Source organism: Pseudomonas sp. GM84, assembly GCF_000282535.1.
Taxonomy (GTDB): Bacteria; Pseudomonadota; Gammaproteobacteria; order Pseudomonadales; family Pseudomonadaceae; genus Aquipseudomonas.
In genome coordinates, this window is the sequence record NZ_AKJC01000122.1 from 1 (window position 1) to 19277 (window position 19277).

Here is a 19277-nt window from a genome sequence, read left to right on the forward strand (position 1 = left end):
ACAAGGCTGGCAACCATGGCCTATCAGACATAGGCACGTTGCAACAAATGTAGGAGCGGATTCATCCGCGATGCGCCGCGCGGGCGGCGCTCGATCTCATAACCGCTGAAAATCCCGCGACAAGCGCCTAGAGCCCACTCCGGCGCACATGCTTGACCAGCACCTTTTCCAGCAATTCCCACATCGCAGGATCCGTACTGAACGCCACGTTGAACCGCATCCACCCGGTCGGCTTGGCATCGACCATGAACAACTGCCCAGGCCCGAGCATGATGCCTTTCTCCAGCGCATCATCGAGCAGCGCCGCGCTGTCCGGGATCGCCGGATGCCGGGTCCAGATGTACATCCCCTCGTCCGACTCGGTGAACAGCTCGAACCCCAGCCGATGCAAGTGCCGGCCCACATCCTGGTGCGCCTCGGCCAGGCGCTGGCGCAGGCGCTTGAGGTGCTTGCGCCAGCGGCCATCGATGATCGCGGCGTAGACCACGCGCTCCATCACCTGCGAGGTCGTCAGGCCCGAGCGCATCTTCATGTGCAAGAGCTTCTGCGAAAGCTCCGGGTTGGCCAGCAGGTAGCCGACCCGCACGTTGGGCGAAATGCTTTTCGAGTAGCTGCCCACGTACACCACCTGCTGCAGGTGGTCGAGGCTGGCCAGGCACGGTTGCGGCTCGGCGATCATGTCGGCGTAGAGATTGTTCTCCACCAGGCGGAAACCGTGCTGGCTGGCCAGTTGCAGCAGCCGATGCAGTTGCGGCAACGGGGTGCGCGAGCAGGTCGGGCTGTGCAGGTGTGGCTGGGTGAAGAACGCTGTCGGGCGGTGGTGCGCCAGCAACTGCTCCAGGTAGTTGAGGTCGTAGCCGTTGGGGGTGCGCGGTACGCCCACCAGCGTGGCACCCTGGGTACGCAGCACGCTCATCAGGTTGGGGTAGCCAGGGTCGTCCACCAGCACCACGTCACCGGGGCGCACCAGGGTGCGCACGGCCAGGTCCAGGGCCTGGCTGGCGCCGTGGGTGAGCATCAGCTGCGCCGGGTTGGCGACGATCGACAACTCCTGCTGCAGGTTCTGCGCGGTCAGCGCGCGCAACTCCAACAGGCCCATCGGGTCGCCGTAGCCGGACAGCTCCAGCGGGCTGCCGGCTACCTGGCGCAGGCCGCGGCGCAGGCCTTCTTCGTACATCCAGTCGTTGGGCAGCCAGCCACAGCCAGGCTTGAAGGGCAGCTGGCGGGTTTCGAAGATCTGCTGCAAGTACCATTCGGAGTTGAACAATGGTCGACTGGCGTCGGCATCGGCGTTGTGGTTGTCCAGCAACTCGGCCGCCGCGCGGTTGACGAAGAACCCGGCATTGCCCCTGCTCACCAGAAGCCCCTGGGCCACCAGACGGTCGTAGGCCTCGACCACGGTGAAGGTACTCACCGAGTAGCTGGCGGCAAAGGCGCGGATCGACGGCACCTTGGCGCCTGGCTTGAGCGTCTGGTTGTCGATCATCTCGCGCAGCCCGTCGATGATCTGGTTGACCAGCGGGGTCGAGGAGTCTGGATGTAATTCAAACATTCGGGTGCCTTGAAGGGTGCGTAGCGCCTGGTGTCTGCAGGGTGTATTGCATCGGTGGCCTGTACAGTGCAGTGCGACTTTCATGTCGCTGTGCATGGCTCTCTGAGTCATACATTTTTACATTAGGTGTCAGATATCGCCACATAAAGCATGTTCAGTTCGCCCGAGGGGCAAACCCTGGGGCGCGTCAGCAGGCCGCCATGGAAGGTCTGCGTGTGTTGCCACACACTTCCTGCCCGCATTAGCACTGATGTACAGGTGAGGCCGATGACCATCGCGGTCTCGCAGTTTTCCTTGGATAAAAAGAAGCACGGGGTACACAACTGATGGACGCAACATCCACAACCACCACCGCGAAAAGCGGGCACGAGAGCAAACTCAGTGCCTCGCTCAAGTCGCGCCACCTGACGATGATGTCGATCGCCGGGGTTATTGGCGGCGCCTTGTTCGTCGGCTCCGGCAGCGTGATCCACAGCGCCGGCCCGGCTGCTGTCCTGGCCTACCTGGCCGGCGGCATCCTGGTGGTACTGATCATGCGCATGCTGGGTGAAATGGCGACTTCCTCGCCAGACACCGGCTCGTTCTCCACCTACGCTGACCGCGCTATCGGCCGTTGGGCCGGTTTCACCATCGGCTGGCTGTACTGGTGGTACTGGGTCATCCTCATGGCCTGGGAAGCCTATGTGGCGGGCAAGATCCTGCATGGCTTCTTCCCTGATGTGAGCGTCAACGTGTTCGTGCTGGCCACGACCCTGCTGCTGATCACGGTCAACTTCTTCAACGTCAAGCACTACGGCGAGTTCGAATTCTGGTTCGCGCTGATCAAGGTGATTGCGATCGTCTGCTTCCTGATCGTGTGTACCGCAGCGGTCATGAACGTCTGGCAGTTCGGTGAAGTGCGCGGCATGACCCACCTGACCGCCGAAGGCTTCATGCCCAACGGCATCACCACCGTGATCGGTGCGCTGCTCGGGGTGATGTTCGCCTTCCTCGGCGCCGAAATCGTCACCATCGCCGCCTCCGAAGCCAAGGACCCTGCGACCCAGATCGTCAAGGCCACCAACTCGGTGGTATGGCGTGTGTGCCTGTTCTACGTCGGCTCGATCTTCCTGATCGTCTGCCTGGTACCGTGGAACGACCCGCAACTGGGCGTCTCCGGCTATGGCGCCTACCGCCGTACCCTGGAACTGCTGGGCGTGCCTTATGCCGAGCTGCTGATGAACTTCGTGGTGCTGACCTCGGTGAGCAGCTGCCTGATCTCGGGCCACTACACCGCTTCGCGCATGCTGTTCTCCCTGGCCCAGCGTGGCGACGCACCGTCGTTCTTCAAGATCACCCGCGCCGGCACCGGCGTACCGGTGTTCGCGATCATCGGCTCCTGCGCCGTGGCCGTGGTCTGCGCGCTGATCAACTTCAGCGAGACCCTGCGCCCGAAAGACGTGCTGGACACCCTGATGAACACCACCGGCATGATCGCCCTGCTGGTGTACCTGGTGATTGCCTTCTCGCAGCTGCGCATGCGCCGCAAGCTGATCGCCGAAGGCAAGGAAGTGCGCCTGAAGATGTGGCTGTTCCCTTGGCTGACCTACCTGGTGATTGCTTTCATCGTCGCCGCGCTGGTCACCATGGCGTTCATGCCTGACTACCAGATCCTGGTGATCTCCACCGGCATTGCCGCGGCTGTGGTAGTGGCCATGGGTGTGGTGCACCAGATCCGCAGCGCCAAGCAACACTAAGCGCTAGTGGTGGTTCGAAACGGCCGGCTCCCTTGGGGACCCGGCCGTTTCGCGTTGTTGGGCCTGGGGTTTCTCGTCGGGCATGTGGAAGCGCTGGTTCATCCAGGGTGAACCGAGCAGGGCAGCGGCGGCGATCAGGGCCAGGATGGCGAGGGCCAGGGAGGTCTTCATGGGCATGCGCATATTGAGACTGACTCGAAGCATAGACTGGCAGTTCCGGCCCTATCGCCGGAAAGCCGGCTCCCACATGCGTGCAGTGGTGTATTTGTGGGAGCCGGCTTGTCGTGGCGACGAACCGCGGCGATAGGGCCCTCAAGCCCGACAGATGGCTTATGCTGAGCACACTGCCCGCCAAAAGGAGCTCCAAATGGCCTGGTCCGCCACCCAGTATTCCCTCTTCGAAAACGAACGCACCCGCGCCGTGCGCGACCTGCTCGCCGCCGTGCCGCACCGCCCGGTGCGCCATGCCACCGACCTGGGCTGCGGCCCCGGCAACTCCACCGAAGTGCTGCTGCAACGCTGCCCGGATGCCCAGGTGACCGCGCTGGACAGCGACAAGGACATGATCGACAAGGCCCGTGAACGCAAGCGCCTGCACATCCCGCGGGTGCGCTGCGAAGTCGCCGACATCGGCCAATGGACCGCCCCCGAGCCCCAGGACCTGATCCTCGCCAACGCCTCGCTGCAGTGGGTACCCGACCACGGCGCGCTCTACCCGCACCTGGTGCGCCAGTTGAGCGAAGGCGGCAGCCTGGCGGTGCAGACCCCGGACAACCTCGACGAGCCGGCGCATCGCCAGTTGCGCGAGATCGCCAGCCGCGGCCCCTGGGCCGACAAGTTCGCCGACTTCAGCCTGCCGCCCCGGCACAAGGCCGCGTTCTACTACGACCTGCTCAGCCCCCTGTGCGCACGGGTGGATGTGTGGCGCACGACGTATCACCACCCACTGGCGGGCGGTGCCGAGGCGGTGGTGGAGTGGTTCAAGGGTTCGGCCCTGCGTCCCTACCTGACGCAGTTGGACGAGGACGAGCAGGCGGACTTCCTGCAGATGTACCTGCAGGCCATGCAGCGGGAATACCCGCCAGCCAGCGACGGCACGGTGCTGTTGCCGTTTCCGCGGCTGTTTGTGATTGCTACCCGCTAGCGCTGGCGCCAGCGCCAGATCACGTAGCCGTAGATGCCGAGGTTGAGCAGCAGCACGATGGCGCCCAGTAGCCACTGCAGCTGCGGCGTCAGCCCGGCGGGGTAGATCAGTGGCCAGATGTAGTGCTCGACGAAACCACCCGGGTAGCCGGCATCGCCGGCGGCGAAGCGCATGTGGTTTTCCCAGTCGGTCAGGGGGCAGTGCAGGTGCAGGCCTTCGACCGCCAGGCCCCAGGCCAGGGCAGGTAGGTGGAGGAGCAGGGCGCGGGGCCATCTGAGTACCAGCAGGCCGCCGAACAGCACCAGCAGGATGAAGGCCAGGTGCAGCAGGACCAGGGTGTCGGCGGCTAGGCGAAAGAGCATGGCAGGGCGTCTTGGTTGTTGGTAATGCCAGAATAGATGTATTGGCTGTACCGGCCTCTTCGCGGGCTTGTCCCGCGAAGAGGCCGTCAAAGTCACTACAATCCTTCCTGCACCATCTGCAGAAAGGTCGCCACCACCCGCCGCGTGCGCTGCTCACTCAGGCACACCAATGTCTCGGTCAGGTGCCGCTGGCAATCCACGATCGGCAACGCGCACACCCGCGCATCGGCACCAAACTCCGCCGCCGACACCACCCCCACGCCAATCCCCACCACCACCGCCTCGCGCGCCGCTTCCCGGCCTTCGACCTGAATCGCCGGGCGAATCCGCAGGCCGGCGCGCTGCATCTCTTCTTCCAGGGTCTGCCGGGTCACCGACCCAGGCTCGCGCAGTACCAGCGGCGTGTCGTCCAGGTCGGCCAGGCTGATCGACCCGCGGCTGGCCCAGGGATGGTGATGCGAAACGAACGCCACCATCGGATCGCGGCGCAAGGGCACACAGAACAGGCGCTCATCGTCGACATCACGCCCCAGCAGGGCCAGGTCGGCCTGGTAGCTGAACAGCCGGGCGAGGGACTCGTCGGTGTTGCCGGTTTCAATCTTGACCTGGATCCCCGGGTAGCGCTGGCAGAAGCGCGCGATCTGCGGCAGCACGTGCACCGGGGCATCCACCGCCAGCACCAGGCTGCCGGTGTGCAGGGCACGGGAGTCCTGCAGCAGCTCATGGGCTTCGGCTTCGCAGGCGAACAGGCGCTGGCTGACCCCGAGCAGACGCTCACCCAGGTCGGTCAGCTGCACCGAACGCTTGTTGCGGTGAAAAAGCAGCACGCCGAAACGTTCCTCGAGTTTTCGCACCTGGTCGGACACTGCTGGCTGGGTCAGAAACAGTTTTTGCGCGGCGCGGGTAAAGCTGCCGTGCACGGCCACCGCGTGAAAGGCCTTCAGTTGAGCGTGAGACACCGACATGACGACTCCAGTAACAAGCTGAGCTTATGTGTGAAATACGATAAATCGATTTTATTTATCAGTCACCAGCTGTTTCCATAGCCCTCAGCCCATCGCCGCCGCCACAAGCGGTTGCCGGGCCATGGCGCGCATACCTGCGCCATCTGACCAATGACGAGCCCCGTCATGCAGTGCGCAACACAACAACAAGACAGGCGTTTTTTCACATTCTGCCGGCACACTTGAGCAAGAGGTCAGACTCACCATGAATCAATCCCTAGCCGCGTTGAAACGCTGGCGCATCCAGATTTTTGCCATCACCTGGCTGGCCTACGCCGCCTTCTACTTCACCCGCAAAGCCTTCTCGGTGGCCAAGCTCGGCATCGGCGAAGACCCCACGTTCATGCTCGACAAGGCCTCCATGGCCAACCTCGACGGCATCTACCTGGCCGCCTACGCCGTGGGCCAGTTCACCTGGGGCATGCTCGCCGACCGCTTCGGCCCGCGCGTGGTGGTGCTCGGCGGCCTGCTGATTTCGGCGGTGGCGGCGGTGGTGATGGGCAGCTACGCGACCTTCCCGATCTTCGCCACCTGCATGCTGATCCAGGGCCTGGCCCAGTCCACCGGCTGGGCGGGCCTGTGCAAGAACATCGGCAGCTTCTTCCCGGCCTCCCAGCGCGGTCGGGTGCTGGGGCTGTGGAGTTCGTGCTACGCCTTTGGTGGTCTGGTGGCCTCGCCGTTCGCCGGCTGGTGGGCCTACACCCTGGTCGGCACCTGGCACGCCGCGTTCTTCTCCAGCGCCGCGGTGGTGGCGGCGGTGGCGGTGCTGTTCTTCTTCCTGCAACGCAACAAGCCTGAGGATGTCGGCCTGCCGGCGGTGGAGCCCGAGCCGCAGAGCATGGCGCCGGCCGGAAACCTGTGCAGCGTCTGGGCGCCGTTGCGCGAGATCCTGCGCAACCGCACTGTGATGACCCTGGGCCTGGCGTATTTCCTGCTCAAGCCGGCGCGCTACGCGATCCTGCTGTGGGGCCCGGTGATCGTCTTCGAACAGATGCCCTCGGTGGGCAAGGTCGGCGCGGCGATCATCCCGACGGCCTTCGAACTGGCCGGGCTGCTGGGGCCGATCATGATCGGCCTGGCCTCGGACAAGCTGTTCGGCGCCCGGCGCATGCCGGCCTGCGTGATCAGCCTGGTCCTGCTGACCGTGACCCTGGCGGCGTTCATGGCGGCCATGCACAGCGGCAGCATCGCCCTGGTGGTCGGCCTGCTGTTCCTCATGGGCCTGACCCTGTACGGGCCGGACTCGATGATCAGCGGCGCGGCAGCGATCGATTTCGGCACGGCCAAGGCCGGCGCCACGGCGGCAGGCTTCGTCAACGGCTGCGGCTCGGTGGGCGCGGTGCTCGGCGGGTTGCTGCCGGGCTACTTCGACAGCGTCACGGTGTTCATCGTGTTCGCCGGCTGCGCACTGTTCTCTGCCCTGGTGCTGCTGCCGCACTGGAACAGCCGCCCGGCCAGCGCGCCCCAGGCCCAGGACGTGGCACCCAACACCAGCATGGCGATCAAGCCACTGCGTACTTAAAGGAAAGCGAGCGAATGAGACCCTTCTGGCTGCAACAGGCCCTGGATTCGGAGCAGGACGCGGTGTGCCCGCCGCTGCAAGGCGATGCCCGTTGCGACGTGTGCATCGTCGGCGGCGGCTACACCGGGCTGTGGACCGCGCTGATGCTCAAGGAGGCGATCCCGGCGCTGGACGTGATGCTGATCGAGGCCGACATCTGCGGTGCCGGTGCCAGTGGCCGCAACGGCGGTTGCGCGCTGTCCTGGTCGGCCAAGTACTTCACCCTCGAACGCCTGTTCGGGGTGGCCGAGGCGGTGCGCCTGGTGCGCGAGTCGGAGCGCAGCATCGGGGCCATCGGGGCGTTCTGCACAGCCAATGGCATCGACTGCGACTACCGCCTGGACGGCACCCTGTACACCGCCACCAACGCGGCTCAGGTGGGTGCCACCGATGCGGTGATCGCGGCGCTCGAGGGCAAGGGGATCAATTCGTTCGAGCGCCTGCCGCTGGATGAAGTGCAACGCCTGGCCGGCTCGGCGCGGCACCTGGAAGGCTGGTTCTCGCCAGCCGCCGCCACGGTGCAGCCGGGTCGGCTGGTACGCGGCTTGCGCCGGGTGGCCTTGCAGCGCGGGGTGCGGATTCATGAAGGCACCGCCATGACCGGCCTGGAGCACGGCGCCCCGGTGCAGGTGCGCACGGCCCACGGCACAGTGCGCGCCGACCGTGTGGTGCTTGGCCTGAACGCCTGGATGGCGCGGGCCTTCCCACAGTTCGAGCGCAGCGTGGCGATCGTCTCCAGCGATATGGTGATTACCGAACCGTGCCCCGAGCTGCTGGGCCAGATCGGCCTGGACAGCGGCATCAGCGTGCTCGACTCGCGGATCTTCGTGCACTACTACCACAACACGTCCGATGGCCGCCTGATGCTCGGCAAGGGCGGCAACACCTTCGCTTATGGCGGACGCATGCTGCCGGTGTTCGACCAGCCTTCGCCGTACCGGCCGCTGCTGCGCGAAAGCCTCGGCGATTTCTTCCCGGCCCTGGCCGACGTACCGCTGGCGGCCAGCTGGAACGGCCCGTCGGACCGCTCGGTGACCGGCTTGCCGTTCTTTGGCAAGCTGGACGGGCAGGGCAACGTGTTCTACGGCTTTGGCTACTCCGGCAGCGGGGTCGGGCCGTGCCACATGGGCGGGCAGATCCTCTCGTCGCTGGCGCTGGGGCTGGACAACCCCTGGACCCGCTCGCCGCTGGTCAAGGGGCCGCTGGGGCTGTTTCCGCCGGAGCCGATCCGCTACCTGGGCTCGCTGCTGGTGCGCAACGCCATCCGCCGCAAGGAGCGGGCCGAGGATCACGGTGTGCGGCCACGGCGCCTGGATGTGCGCCTGGCGCGCTTCGCCGCGGCGGCGGGCAAGGCCGATAAAGGGTGAGATTACTTGTCGATCCGCTGCGCGAGGGCGTATAAACTGCACCCACTTTTGGCCGGTCGCTTCCTGAACCGGCCGCTGAAACAAGAGAGTCGACATGGGCGCACAGTGGAAAGCCAAGCATAGAGAAACAGCTGCCAATGCCAAGGGCAAGATCATGGGCAAGCTGGCCAAGGAAATCCAGATCGCTGCCAGATCGGGCGCCGATCCCGACATGAACCCGCGCCTGCGCCTGGCCATCGTGCAGGCCAAGAAGGCCTCGATGACCCGCGAGACCCTGGACCGGGCAATCCGCAAGGGTGCTGGCCTGGACGGTGATGCCGTGCAATACCAGGCGGTGAGCTATGAAGGTTTCGCGCCGCACCAGGTGCCGCTGATCGTCGAGTGCCTGACCGACAACGTCAACCGCACCGTCGCGCAAATCCGCGTGCTGTTCCGCAAGGGCCAGCTGGGCGCCAGCGGTTCGGTGGCCTGGGACTTCAACCACGTCGGCCTGATCGAAGCCACCCCGGAAGGCGATGCCGACCCGGAAATGGCCGCCATCGAAGCCGGTGCACAGGACTTCGAGGAAGGTGAAGAAGCGGGCTCGACCCTGTTCATCACCGACACCACCGACCTGGACGCGGTACAGAAAGCGCTGCCGGAGCAGGGCTTCACCGTGGTTTCGGCGAAGATCGGCTACACCCCGAAGAACCCGGTGAGCGCTGCCAGCCTGAGTGCCGAGGCATTGGCCGAGGTCGAGGCGTTCCTCGAGGCGATCGACGAGAACGATGATGTGCAGAACGTTTACGTTGGTCTGACCGACTAAACATCGGGGCCGCTCTGCGGCCCCTTCGCGGGACAAGCCCGCTCCCACGGGTACCCCACCCCCCTTGAGCTGTGTGGAGTACCTGTGGGAGCGGGCTTGTCCCGCGAAGGGGCCAGTGAGATCACCAGCAGGATTGGCATGAACCCAACCTTCGCCTCCCTCAGCCTCGCCCACCTGCGCACCCTCGACTGCCTCCTGCAGCTCAAGAACCTCAGCCACACAGCCGAGCGCCTGGGCGTCAGCCAACCGGCCCTGAGCCGACAACTGGCCCACCTGCGCGAAGCCTTCGACGACCCGTTGCTGGTGCGCCAAGGCCGTGGCTATGTGCTCAGCGAGCACGCCGAAGCCCTGGTCGAGCCCTTGCGCCAGGTGCTCGAAGAACTCAAGGCCCTGCGCCAACCCGCCACCTTCGACCCGGCCCGCTGCGAACGACGCTTCTGCCTGGCAGCGTCGGACTACGTGGCCGAGCACATGCTGCCGCTGCTGATGACGGCCCTGGAGCAGGAAGCCCCGGGCGTGGCCATCGACTACCGCACCTGGCAGGCCGGCCAGTACGGCTTGCTCGCCAGCGGCGAGATCGACCTGGCCACCACGCTGTTCGACGAATCACCCGCCAACCTGCACGGTCGCCTGCTGGGTGAAGACCGCGCGGTGTGCCTGATGCGCCGCGATCATCCGCTGACGGCCAGCGACGCGCTGAGCCAGGACGATTACCTGGCGTTCAAGCACGTGCGCATCTCCGGTGGCGGCGACAAGGACAGTTTCATCGACCGCCACTTGCGCGCCCAGGGCTTGCAGCGGCGGGTCAGCCTGGAAGTGCCGTTCTTCTCGGCCGCCGTGCAGGTCATCGGCAACAGCCAGGCTGTGGCCACCGTGCCCGAGCATATCGCCCGCCAGTTGTGCCGGCTGCATGACCTGGCGTGGCGGCCGCTGGGGTTTGTCGAGCACACCCAGCGCTATTGGGTGGTGTGGCACCAGCGCTTGCAGGGGTCGGCTGAGCATCGCTGGCTGCGCAACCGGGTGTTCGAGTTGTGGCGCCAGTCGCAGTTCGGTGTGCAGGGTGGGCATGCGGATTTGCCATAGCAGGTATTCGCGAAGCGGAGTTATTCGGCTGGGGGCAAGTGCCTAGACTGTGGGTCATCAGGGTGTCAGTGCCGGCCCTTTCGCGGGGCAAGCCCGCTCCCACAGGTACCCCACAGTTCTGGAGTATGGTGGAGAATCTGTGGGAGCGGGCTTGCCCCGCGAAAGGGCCGGCACTGGCAGCAAAAAACCAGGAGCCCCCCCGTGACCCCAGAACAATTCCGCCAGTACGGCCACCAACTGATCGACCTGATCGCCGACTACCGCCAGACCGTCGGCGAGCGCCCGGTCATGGCCCAGGTCGAACCCGGTTACCTCAAGGCCGCCCTGCCAACCGCCGCCCCGCAACAGGGCGAGCCGTTCGCAGCGATCCTCGACGACGTCAACCAGCTGGTCATGCCCGGCCTGTCGCACTGGCAGCACCCGGATTTCTACGGCTACTTCCCCTCCAACGGCACCCTCTCTTCGGTACTGGGCGACTTCCTCAGCACCGGCCTGGGCGTGCTCGGCCTGTCGTGGCAATCGAGCCCGGCGCTGAGCGAGCTGGAGGAAACCACCCTCGACTGGCTGCGCCAGTTGCTCGGCCTGTCATCGCAGTGGAGCGGCGTTATCCAGGACACGGCCTCGACCAGCACCCTGGTCGCGCTGATCTGCGCCCGTGAACGAGCCACCGACTATGCCCTGGTCCGCGGCGGCCTGCAGGCCGAAGCCAAGCCCTTGATCGTCTACGTCAGCGCCCATGCCCACAGCTCGGTGGACAAGGCCGCGCTGCTGGCGGGCTTCGGCCGCGCCAACATCCGCCTGATCGCCACCGACGAGCAGTTCGCCATGTGCCCCGACGCGCTGCAGGCGGCCATCGAGCAGGACCTGGCCGCCGGCAACCAACCCTGTGCGGTAGTCGCCACTACCGGCACCACGACCACCACCGCGCTGGACCCGTTGCGCGCGATCGGTGAAATCGCCCAGGCCAAGGGCCTGTGGCTGCACGTCGACTCGGCCATGGCCGGCTCGGCGATGATCCTGCCGGAGTGCCGCTGGATGTGGGACGGCATCGAGCTGGCCGACTCGGTGGTGGTCAACGCGCACAAATGGCTGGGCGTGGCCTTCGATTGCTCGATCTATTACGTGCGCGACCCGCAGCACCTGATCCGGGTGATGAGCACCAACCCCAGCTACCTGCAATCGGCGGTCGATGGCGAGGTGAAGAACCTGCGCGATTGGGGGATTCCGCTGGGGCGCCGGTTCCGTGCGCTGAAGCTGTGGTTCATGTTGCGTAGCGAGGGTGTCGAGGCGTTGCAGCAGCGTTTGCGGCGTGACCTGGACAATGCTCGGTGGTTGGCCGAGCAGGTGGAGGCGGCTGGGGAGTGGGCGGTGTTGGCGCCGGTGCAGTTGCAGACCTTGTGCATTGTGCACAAGCCTGCGGGGCTGGAAGGCGAGGCGCTGGATGCGCATACCAAGGGTTGGGCCGAGCGGCTCAATGCTTCCGGGGAGGCTTATGTGACACCGGCGACCTTGAATGGGCGGTGGATGGTGCGGGTTTCGGTGGGGGCGCTGCCGACCGAGCGCGAGCATGTGGAGAAGTTGTGGGTGCGGCTTCAGGACGTGGTCAAGGGCTGACATCGCTGGGGCTGCCTTGCAGCCCATTCGCGGGACAAGCCCGCTCCCACAGATTCCCTGCTGTCTCTGTTTCGGTGGAGTCCCTGTGGGAGCGGGCTTGTCCCGCGAATGGGCCGCAAAGCGGCCCCGTGCGGTCTATCAGTTGCTCACCGGCTGAAAGCTCCCCTTGCGACTGGCCTCAAAGGCTTCTTTCGCCATCGGCGTGGCCTGCGGATTCCCCAGGTCTTCCATCGCCAGACGATGGGTCTCCGGCGCGATATACGCCGCCAGCGCACACAGGCAGGTAACAAAGAACGCCAACCCACCCACCACCAGCGGAATGTTCTCCGAACCCGGTGGCGCCACCAGGGCGAACAGCGCCGGCAGCATCGCGGTCAGCATGGTGCCGACGTTCTGCGCGATGGCCATGGCCGAAACCCGGTAGCGGGTGTGGAACAGCTCCGGGTAGAAGCTTGGGAACACAGCGTTGTAACCCTGGTAGACCATGCCCCACATCAGGATCGAGGAGGCGAAGGCCAGCGGCACGTTCTGGATGCTGATCGCATACAGATAAACGAAGGCCAACAGGCCCGAGCCCAGGCAGCCGGCGATCATGGTCGGGCGACGGCCGATCTTGTCGGAGAGGTTGCCGACGAAGGGGATCACCAGCACCGCGACGATGTTGCCCACCACCGGGATCCACAGGTACACGCTCTTGTCGAAGCCGATGCCGTAGGCCGGTTGTACCGCATAGGCGGCGCCGAAGATGGTGGCCACCACCGGAATCACGTTCATCAAGGCCATGAACATCACCAGCACCATGTGCTTCCAGCTGTGGCGGAAGGCCTCGCTGATCGGCGACTTGGCCACCTTGTCCTGTTTCTCTTCCTTCACGAACGCCGGGGTTTCATGCACTTCCTTGCGGATGATGAAACCTGCGATCAGCACCATCGCGCTCATCAGGAACGGAATCCGCCAGCCCCACTCGTTGAACGCCTCGCTGGGCATGAAGTAGGCCAGTGGCAGGAACACCGCGGCCGCCAGCACCTGGCCGGCCTGTACGCCTTGCAGGGTAAAGCTGGCGTAGTAGCCGCGCCGGCCGAACGGGGCGTGCTCCATGATCATCGAACTGGCGCCGGAGATTTCGCCGGCCACGGCGAAGCCCTGGATCAGGCGCAGCACCACCAGCAAGGCCGGGGCGAGGATGCCGATGTCGTGGTAGGTGGGCAGCAGGCCGACGGCCATGGTCGACAGGCCCATCAGGAACATGCACAGCAGCAGCACGTTCTTGCGCCCGCGGGTGTCACCCCAGTGGCCGAGCACGCAGGCACCGATCGGACGGGCCAGGTAGCCGACGCCGTAGGTCGCCAGGGAGGCGATGATGGCCATTTTCGGGTCAGTGTTGGGGAAGAAGATCTGCGGGAAGATCAGGGCCGCAGCCTGGGCATAGATGAAGAAATCGTAGTACTCGAGTGCCGAGCCGATCCATCCGCTGGCGGTCGCTTTCCTGGCTTGAGAGCTTGAGTGGGCCATGGGTGTCTCCGTTGTTCTTGTTGGTTCCCGCACGGGCGAGCGTGGGGTTATTTGGGAGTGTTTGGTGAGCGCGCTGGGTTTCATGGTTGCCCAGGGGGTAGGGCGAATCAATTCGCCGAAACGGGTTTTGGGCGATAATCGAACACAAAACTAACCGTTCCGTACAAAGTGATTGATGGGGCGACTTTACCTGCGAATAATCGACTGTGCCAAGAAGTCAGGTGGTGTGCCTGCACTGGCCCTATCGCTGGATTGCCAGCGATAGGGCCAGTGCAGCCCCCCTCACTTCCAGCCCCGTAGCCCCCATAACAAGGAACTCCACCATGCAGCGTTCGATAGCCACCGTGTCCTTGAGCGGCACCCTGCCGGAAAAGCTCGAAGCCATCGCCGCCGCCGGTTTCGACGGCGTCGAGATCTTCGAGAACGACCTGCTGTACTACGCCGGCAGCCCGCGCGAAGTGCGGCAGATGTGCGCCGACCTCGGCATCGCCATCACGTTGTTCCAGCCGTTTCGCGATTTCGAAGGCTGCCGCCGTGACCGCCTGCAGAAGAACCTCGACCGCGCCGAGCGCAAGTTCGACCTGATGCAGGAACTGGGCACCGACCTGGTGCTGGTGTGCAGCAACGTCCAGGCCGACGCGCTGGCCGAAGAACAGCTGCTGGTGGACGACCTGCGCCTGCTGGCCGAGCACGCTGGCCAGCGCGGCCTGCGCATCGGCTATGAAGCCCTGGCCTGGGGCCGCCACGTCAACACCTACCAGCAGGTGTGGAACCTGGTGCGCCAGGCCGACCACCCGGCGCTGGGGGTGATCCTCGACAGTTTCCATACCCTCTCGCTCAAGGGTGACCCGTCGGCGATCCGCGAGATCCCGGGCGACAAGATCTTCTTCGTGCAAATGGCCGACGCGCCGATCCTGAACATGGACGTGCTGGAGTGGAGCCGCCACTTCCGCTGCTTCCCGGGGCAGGGCGAAATGGACCTGGCCGGCTTCCTCGCACCGATCCTCGCCACCGGCTATCGCGGCCCGCTGTCGCTGGAGATCTTCAACGACGGCTTCCGCGCCGCGCCGCCCCGGCAGAACGCCGCCGATGGCCTGCGTTCGCTGCTGTACCTGGAAGAACAGACCCGCCTGCGCCTGGAGCAGGAAGGGACTGCCATCGAGCCTGGCGTGCTGTTCACCCCGCCGGCCGCCAGCAGCTATGACGGTGTGGAGTTCCTCGAATTCGCCGTCGACGAGGCCGTGGGCGCACGCCTGGGCAGCTGGCTCAAGCGCCTGGGCTTCGCCGAGGCCGGCAAGCACCGCAGCAAGGACGTACGCCTGCTGCGCCAGAACGACATCAACATCGTGCTCAACGCCGAGCCGTACTCCTTCGGCCACAACTTCTTCGAAGCCCATGGCCCGTCCCTGTGCGCCACGGCGCTACGGGTCAAGGACGAACAGGCCGCGCTGCAGCGCGCCACCGACTTCCGTGGCCAGCCGTTCCGCGGCCTGGTCGGCCCCAACGAATGCGAAGTGCCTGCCGTGCGTGCCCCGGACGGCAGCCTGATCTACCTCGTGGAGCAGGGCGCGCAAGGTCCGTCGCTGTACGACACCGACTTCCGCCTGGAACCGTCCGCTGCGGCCAGCGGCGGTCTGCAGCGCATCGACCACATGGCCCTGGCCCTGCCCGCCGAATCGCTGGACAGCTGGGTGCTGTTCTACAAGAGCCTGTTCGACTTCGCCGCCGATGACGAGGTGGTCCTGCCCGACCCCTACGGCCTGGTCAAGAGCCGCGCCTTGCGCAGTCAGTGCGGCAGCCTGCGCTTGCCCCTGAACATTTCGGAAAACCGCAACACCGCGATTGCCCACGCGTTGTCCAGTTATCGTGGCTCGGGGGTGCACCACATCGCCTTCGATTGTGCGGACATCTTCCGGGAAGTGGCGCGGGCGAAGGAGGCCGGTGTGCCGTTGCTGGAAATTCCGTTGAATTACTATGACGACCTGGCAGCGCGGTTCGATTTCGACGACGAGTTTCTCAGCGAGCTGGCGTATTACAACGTGTTGTATGACCGGGATGCCCAAGGCGGTGAGCTGTTCCATGTGTATACCGAGCCGTTCGAGGAGCGGTTCTTCTTCGAGATCATCCAGCGCAAGGGTGGGTATGCGGGGTATGGCGCGGCGAACGTGGCGGTGCGCCTGGCGGCGATGGCCAAGCGGCGCAGTGGGGCGGCGCGCAAGCCGGTGTTGTAGTCGGCTGCAAGGGCCCTATCGCCGGCAAGCCGGCTCCCACAGGGATCTGTGCACGCAGTACCTGTGGGAGCTGGCTTGCCAGCGATGGGCCACTTGGCAAAAAGCGTATGAAACGACCACAGGCCACCTTCGGGTGGCCTTTTGGTATTCGCGGGTAATACTTCCCTGTACAGGCGGCCGTGCGGGTGGCACGGGCTGCGGGAGGTGTCAGGTGAAGAAACTATCCATTGTAGGTGCCGGGATCGTGGGCGAGGCAGCGGCTCAGATCATCGCGCGGGAAGAGTTCTGTCATGAGTTGATGCTGATCGATGTGCAGGGAGAGTTGGCAAAAGGCAAGGCGCTGGACATCTGGCAGGCGGCAGTCGAGTCAGGTTCCGATACCCGGGTTCTCGGCGGGTCCGATGCCCAATTGCTGCAGGATTCCGATCTGGTGGTGATTACCGCAGGGGTGCCGCGCAAGCCGGGTCAGTCGCGGCAGGATGTATTGAGTATCAATCTGCCGATTCTCGATAGCATCATGGCGGATATCAAACGCCATGCCCCGGCGGCGACGGTCCTGGTGGTGTCCAACCCGGTCGACGTGCTGACCTATCGGGCCTGGTCACTCAGCGGGCTGGGCCGCAACAAGGTGTTCGGCCAGGCGGGGGTCCTGGATACAGCGCGCATGAAGTGTTTCATTGCCGAGGAAACAGGCTTTTCCGCTCGGGATATCACGGCGCTGGTGCTGGGAGGGCATGGCGACAGCATGGTGCCGCTGATGCGCTACTGTGCGGTCGGCTCGGTGCCGCTGTCTCACTTCTTGTCCGATCAGCAGATAGAGCGAATTGTCGAGCGCACCCGTCAGGGTGGCGGCGAGATTCTGGGTCTGAAGAAGGTCGGGAGCGCCTGCGACGCGCCGGGCGTGGCCATTGCGCAGATGGTGGATGCGATCGCCCATGGGCGAAACCGCATTTTGCCCACGGTGGCGATTCTCGAGGGCGAGTACGGGCGAACGGATATTGCCATGGGCGTCCCCTGCGTGTTGGCCGGGGATGGCATTGTGCGGGTGATCGAGTTGCCGCTGGATGCGCAGGAGCAGGCGATGTTCGACCACTCTGCAGATCATGTGGTGTGTGATATCGCTGAAATGAAAGCAATGTGAGTGGAGTTGAATGGAGAGGGCGCTCGATCATTTCCGTTGTCTGGGCTGGCCTCTCCGCGGGGCAAGCCCGCTCCCACAGATTGTCCTGGTACCTTGAGCTGGCACCCTACCTGTGGGCGCGGGCTTGTCCCGCGAAAGGGCCAGTCCAGGCACCCCCCATTGCTGCCCCCGACCAACGGCGCGCTTCCCTACGCCGTCCCGCTCACGGATAATCCCCAGCTATTCCAATAAACAGCCCGTGAGTAGGTATGAGCAATCCCGTAGTCAGCCTCGGCCAGCCTGAAATCGAAGGGGTGCGCAAGTCGCGCAAGAACAACCCCGAGAAAACCCGTGAGGACATCCTCCAGGCCGCCATCAACGAGTTCGTCCAGCAAGGCCTGGCCGGCGCGCGGGTGGACGCCATCGCCGAGCGCACGGCCACTTCCAAGCGCATGATCTACTACTACTTCGGCAGCAAGGAGCAGTTGTACGTCGAGTGCCTGGTCAAACTCTACGGCGACATCCGCAAGACCGAGCACAGCCTGGACCTGGAGTCGCTGCCCGCTGAGCTTGCGATCCAGCGCCTGACCGAATTCACCTTCGACCACCATGATCGCAACGTCGACTTCGTGCGCATGGTCTGCACCGAGAACATCCACTACGGCGAGTACGTGAAGAAATCACCCGTCATCCGCGAGATGAGCAGCCTGGTGGTCGAGGCCTTGGCCAAGACCCTGCAGCGCGGTGTAGCCGAAGGGGTGTTCCGCCCCGGCATCGAGGTCATCGACCTGCACATGCTGATGAGCTCGTTCTGCTTCTACCGGGTTTCCAACCGCCACACCTTCGGCCATATCTTCGACATCGACATGTCCGACGAGCAGGTCAAGCAGCGCCACAAGGCGATGATCTGCGATGTGGTGATGCGTTACCTGCGCGCCTGAATCGCGCTCACTCGCCCAGCCGTTGCTCGCGCGACGGCGGGTAGCCGAAGTACGCCGCGTAGCACTTGCTGAAGTGCGAAACCGAGACGAAGCCGCAGGCCACCGCCACTTCCATCACCGACAGGTCGGAGTACTGCAGCAGCCGGCGGCTCTTGGTGATGCGCAGTTCCATGTAGTAGCGCCGCGGCGAAGTGCCGAGCTGGGCCTGGAACAGGCGGTCGATCTGGCGCCGCGAGCGGCCGCTGTAGGCGGCCAGCTGGTCGAGGCTGAGGGTTTCTTCGAGGTTGTTTTCCATCAGCTCGACGATGGTGCGCAGGTGCAGGCTCATGGATTTCTTCGCCCCTGGCCCGACCTGGCGGTAGCGCGCACCCGAGAACGACAGAATCTCCTCGACGCCTTCGGCCAGGCCGTCGCCGTACAACCGGCGCACCAGCCCGAGCATCAGCTCCATGGCGCCATTGGGGCTGGCGGCGGTGAGGCGGTCGCGGTCGAGGGTGAAGCTGGCGGGGGTGATGCGCGTCTGCGGGCTGCGCTCGGAAAGGCTGGCGCGCTGCTCGGGGTGGATGCTGCAGCCGTAGTCGTCGAGCACCCCGGCGCGGCCGAGGAACCAGGCGCCATTCCACAGCCCGCCCAAGGCCATGCCGTGGGCGGCAGCGTCGTCCAGCAGGCGGTCGAGTTCCGGGTATTTCAGCGGGGTACGCAGGCCGCCGCAGACGATCAGCAGGTCCAACGCCTTGAGTTCGCCGGCGGACAGCTCGGTGGCTACCAGCTCCAGGCCCAGGTCGCTCAGCACCCGGTCGCCGTCCAGTGACAGCGGGGTGAAGCGGAAGCTGTCGGCGCGCAGCAGGTTGGCGGTGACCAGCACGTCCATGGCCACGGTGAAACTGGCCATGGAGAAGTGTTCGAGCAACACGAAGTCGACCCGGTAGGGCGCCTCGGGGCTGCCGGCGGCGGACTTGAGCCGCAGCATGTTGCTGGTGCTGGTCTTTTTGCTGAACTGGCGTGGGGTGGGCACTCTGGACTCCGCTTCCTGGCTGGCCGGCAGAGTGTGGCGGGTGGCCGGGGGAAAGACAATCGCCAGGGTGGCGGTGTCGTATTCGAGGTCGGGTTGAGACAAATGGGTTTGTCGGTGGATTTTCGGCGTTCATGAGATCGAGCGCCGCCCGCGCGGCGCATCGCGGCTAAAGCCGCTCCTACATTTGTTGCAACGTGCCACGGTCTGTGAGGCCATGGTTGTCCGCTTTT

16 protein-coding genes are annotated in these 19277 nt (G+C 65.0%); 10 read left to right on the plus strand and 6 right to left on the minus strand.

The annotated features are described in order from the left end of the window. Positions 1 to 127: 127 nt before the first annotated feature. Positions 128 to 1552 carry an aminotransferase-like domain-containing protein gene (locus tag PMI38_RS10705; RefSeq protein ID WP_008093706.1) on the minus strand — a complete coding sequence of 475 codons (1425 nt, stop codon included), beginning with the start codon at positions 1550 to 1552 and terminating at the stop codon, positions 128 to 130. A 326-nt stretch (positions 1553 to 1878) separates the two neighbouring features. Here PMI38_RS10705 and PMI38_RS10710 point away from each other — a divergent pair, with 326 nt between their 5' ends. Then, the gene (locus tag PMI38_RS10710; RefSeq protein ID WP_008093709.1) at positions 1879 to 3288 is read left to right on the plus strand and encodes an amino acid permease; all 1410 of its coding nucleotides are present in this window, start codon (positions 1879 to 1881) and stop codon (positions 3286 to 3288) included. Between the two features lie 3 nt (positions 3289 to 3291). Here PMI38_RS10710 and PMI38_RS10715 read toward each other — a convergent pair whose 3' ends face one another. Continuing rightward, on the minus strand, positions 3292 to 3471 hold the full coding sequence (locus PMI38_RS10715) for a hypothetical protein (protein ID WP_008093711.1): 180 nt from the start codon (positions 3469 to 3471) through the stop codon (positions 3292 to 3294). A 184-nt stretch (positions 3472 to 3655) separates the two neighbouring features. On the opposite strand from PMI38_RS10715, the gene tam reads away from it, so the two are divergent. Next, a complete protein-coding gene (tam, locus tag PMI38_RS10720) occupies positions 3656 to 4432 on the plus strand; it encodes a trans-aconitate 2-methyltransferase (protein ID WP_008093713.1) in 777 nt (258 codons plus the stop codon). On the opposite strand, the gene PMI38_RS10725 is transcribed toward tam, so the two are convergent. Together PMI38_RS10725 and PMI38_RS10730 are read right to left on the minus strand one after the other, a co-directional pair. Beyond that, positions 4429 to 4794 carry a DUF2784 domain-containing protein gene (locus PMI38_RS10725; protein WP_008093716.1) on the minus strand — a complete coding sequence of 122 codons (366 nt, stop codon included), beginning with the start codon at positions 4792 to 4794 and terminating at the stop codon, positions 4429 to 4431. The genes tam and PMI38_RS10725 overlap by 4 nt on opposite strands. 95 nt (positions 4795 to 4889) lie before the next feature. Next, on the minus strand, positions 4890 to 5759 hold the full coding sequence (locus tag PMI38_RS10730) for a LysR substrate-binding domain-containing protein (protein ID WP_008093719.1): 870 nt from the start codon (positions 5757 to 5759) through the stop codon (positions 4890 to 4892). Between the two features lie 244 nt (positions 5760 to 6003). On the opposite strand from PMI38_RS10730, the gene PMI38_RS10735 reads away from it, so the two are divergent. The 5 genes from PMI38_RS10735 (at position 6004) to PMI38_RS10755 (ending at position 12228) form a co-directional block, all read left to right on the plus strand. Beyond that, on the plus strand, positions 6004 to 7320 hold the full coding sequence (locus PMI38_RS10735) for an MFS transporter (protein ID WP_008093722.1): 1317 nt from the start codon (positions 6004 to 6006) through the stop codon (positions 7318 to 7320). Between the two features lie 14 nt (positions 7321 to 7334). Then, on the plus strand, positions 7335 to 8726 hold the full coding sequence (locus PMI38_RS10740; RefSeq protein ID WP_008093724.1) for an FAD-dependent oxidoreductase: 1392 nt from the start codon (positions 7335 to 7337) through the stop codon (positions 8724 to 8726). A gap of 94 nt (positions 8727 to 8820) precedes the next feature. Next, on the plus strand, positions 8821 to 9531 hold the full coding sequence (locus PMI38_RS10745) for a YebC/PmpR family DNA-binding transcriptional regulator (RefSeq protein WP_008093726.1): 711 nt from the start codon (positions 8821 to 8823) through the stop codon (positions 9529 to 9531). 138 nt (positions 9532 to 9669) lie between these two features. Continuing rightward, on the plus strand, positions 9670 to 10614 hold the full coding sequence (locus PMI38_RS10750; protein WP_043273403.1) for a LysR family transcriptional regulator: 945 nt from the start codon (positions 9670 to 9672) through the stop codon (positions 10612 to 10614). Positions 10615 to 10815: 201 nt separating this feature from the next. Further along, entirely contained in the window at positions 10816 to 12228 is a 1413-nt protein-coding gene (locus tag PMI38_RS10755) for a DOPA decarboxylase (protein ID WP_008093731.1), read from the plus strand. Between the two features lie 138 nt (positions 12229 to 12366). Here PMI38_RS10755 and PMI38_RS10760 read toward each other — a convergent pair whose 3' ends face one another. Next, entirely contained in the window at positions 12367 to 13740 is a 1374-nt protein-coding gene (locus tag PMI38_RS10760; RefSeq protein ID WP_008093733.1) for an MFS transporter, read from the minus strand. A 323-nt stretch (positions 13741 to 14063) separates the two neighbouring features. Here PMI38_RS10760 and quiC point away from each other — a divergent pair, with 323 nt between their 5' ends. From quiC to PMI38_RS10775, 3 genes are all read left to right on the plus strand, one after another. Further along, positions 14064 to 15971 carry a 3-dehydroshikimate dehydratase QuiC gene (gene quiC, locus PMI38_RS10765; protein WP_008093734.1) on the plus strand — a complete coding sequence of 636 codons (1908 nt, stop codon included), beginning with the start codon at positions 14064 to 14066 and terminating at the stop codon, positions 15969 to 15971. 211 nt (positions 15972 to 16182) lie between these two features. Next, positions 16183 to 17112, plus strand: a complete 930-nt coding sequence (locus tag PMI38_RS10770; RefSeq protein WP_008093736.1) for a malate dehydrogenase — start codon at positions 16183 to 16185, stop codon at positions 17110 to 17112. A 248-nt stretch (positions 17113 to 17360) separates the two neighbouring features. Beyond that, on the plus strand, positions 17361 to 18032 hold the full coding sequence (locus PMI38_RS10775) for a TetR/AcrR family transcriptional regulator (RefSeq protein ID WP_008093737.1): 672 nt from the start codon (positions 17361 to 17363) through the stop codon (positions 18030 to 18032). 7 nt (positions 18033 to 18039) lie between these two features. Here the strand turns inward: PMI38_RS10775 and PMI38_RS10780 are convergent, their stop codons facing one another. Continuing rightward, positions 18040 to 19047: a GlxA family transcriptional regulator gene (locus PMI38_RS10780; protein WP_043273404.1), complete on the minus strand. Its 1008-nt coding sequence runs from the start codon at positions 19045 to 19047 to the stop codon at positions 18040 to 18042. Between the last annotated feature and the right edge of the window lie 230 nt (positions 19048 to 19277).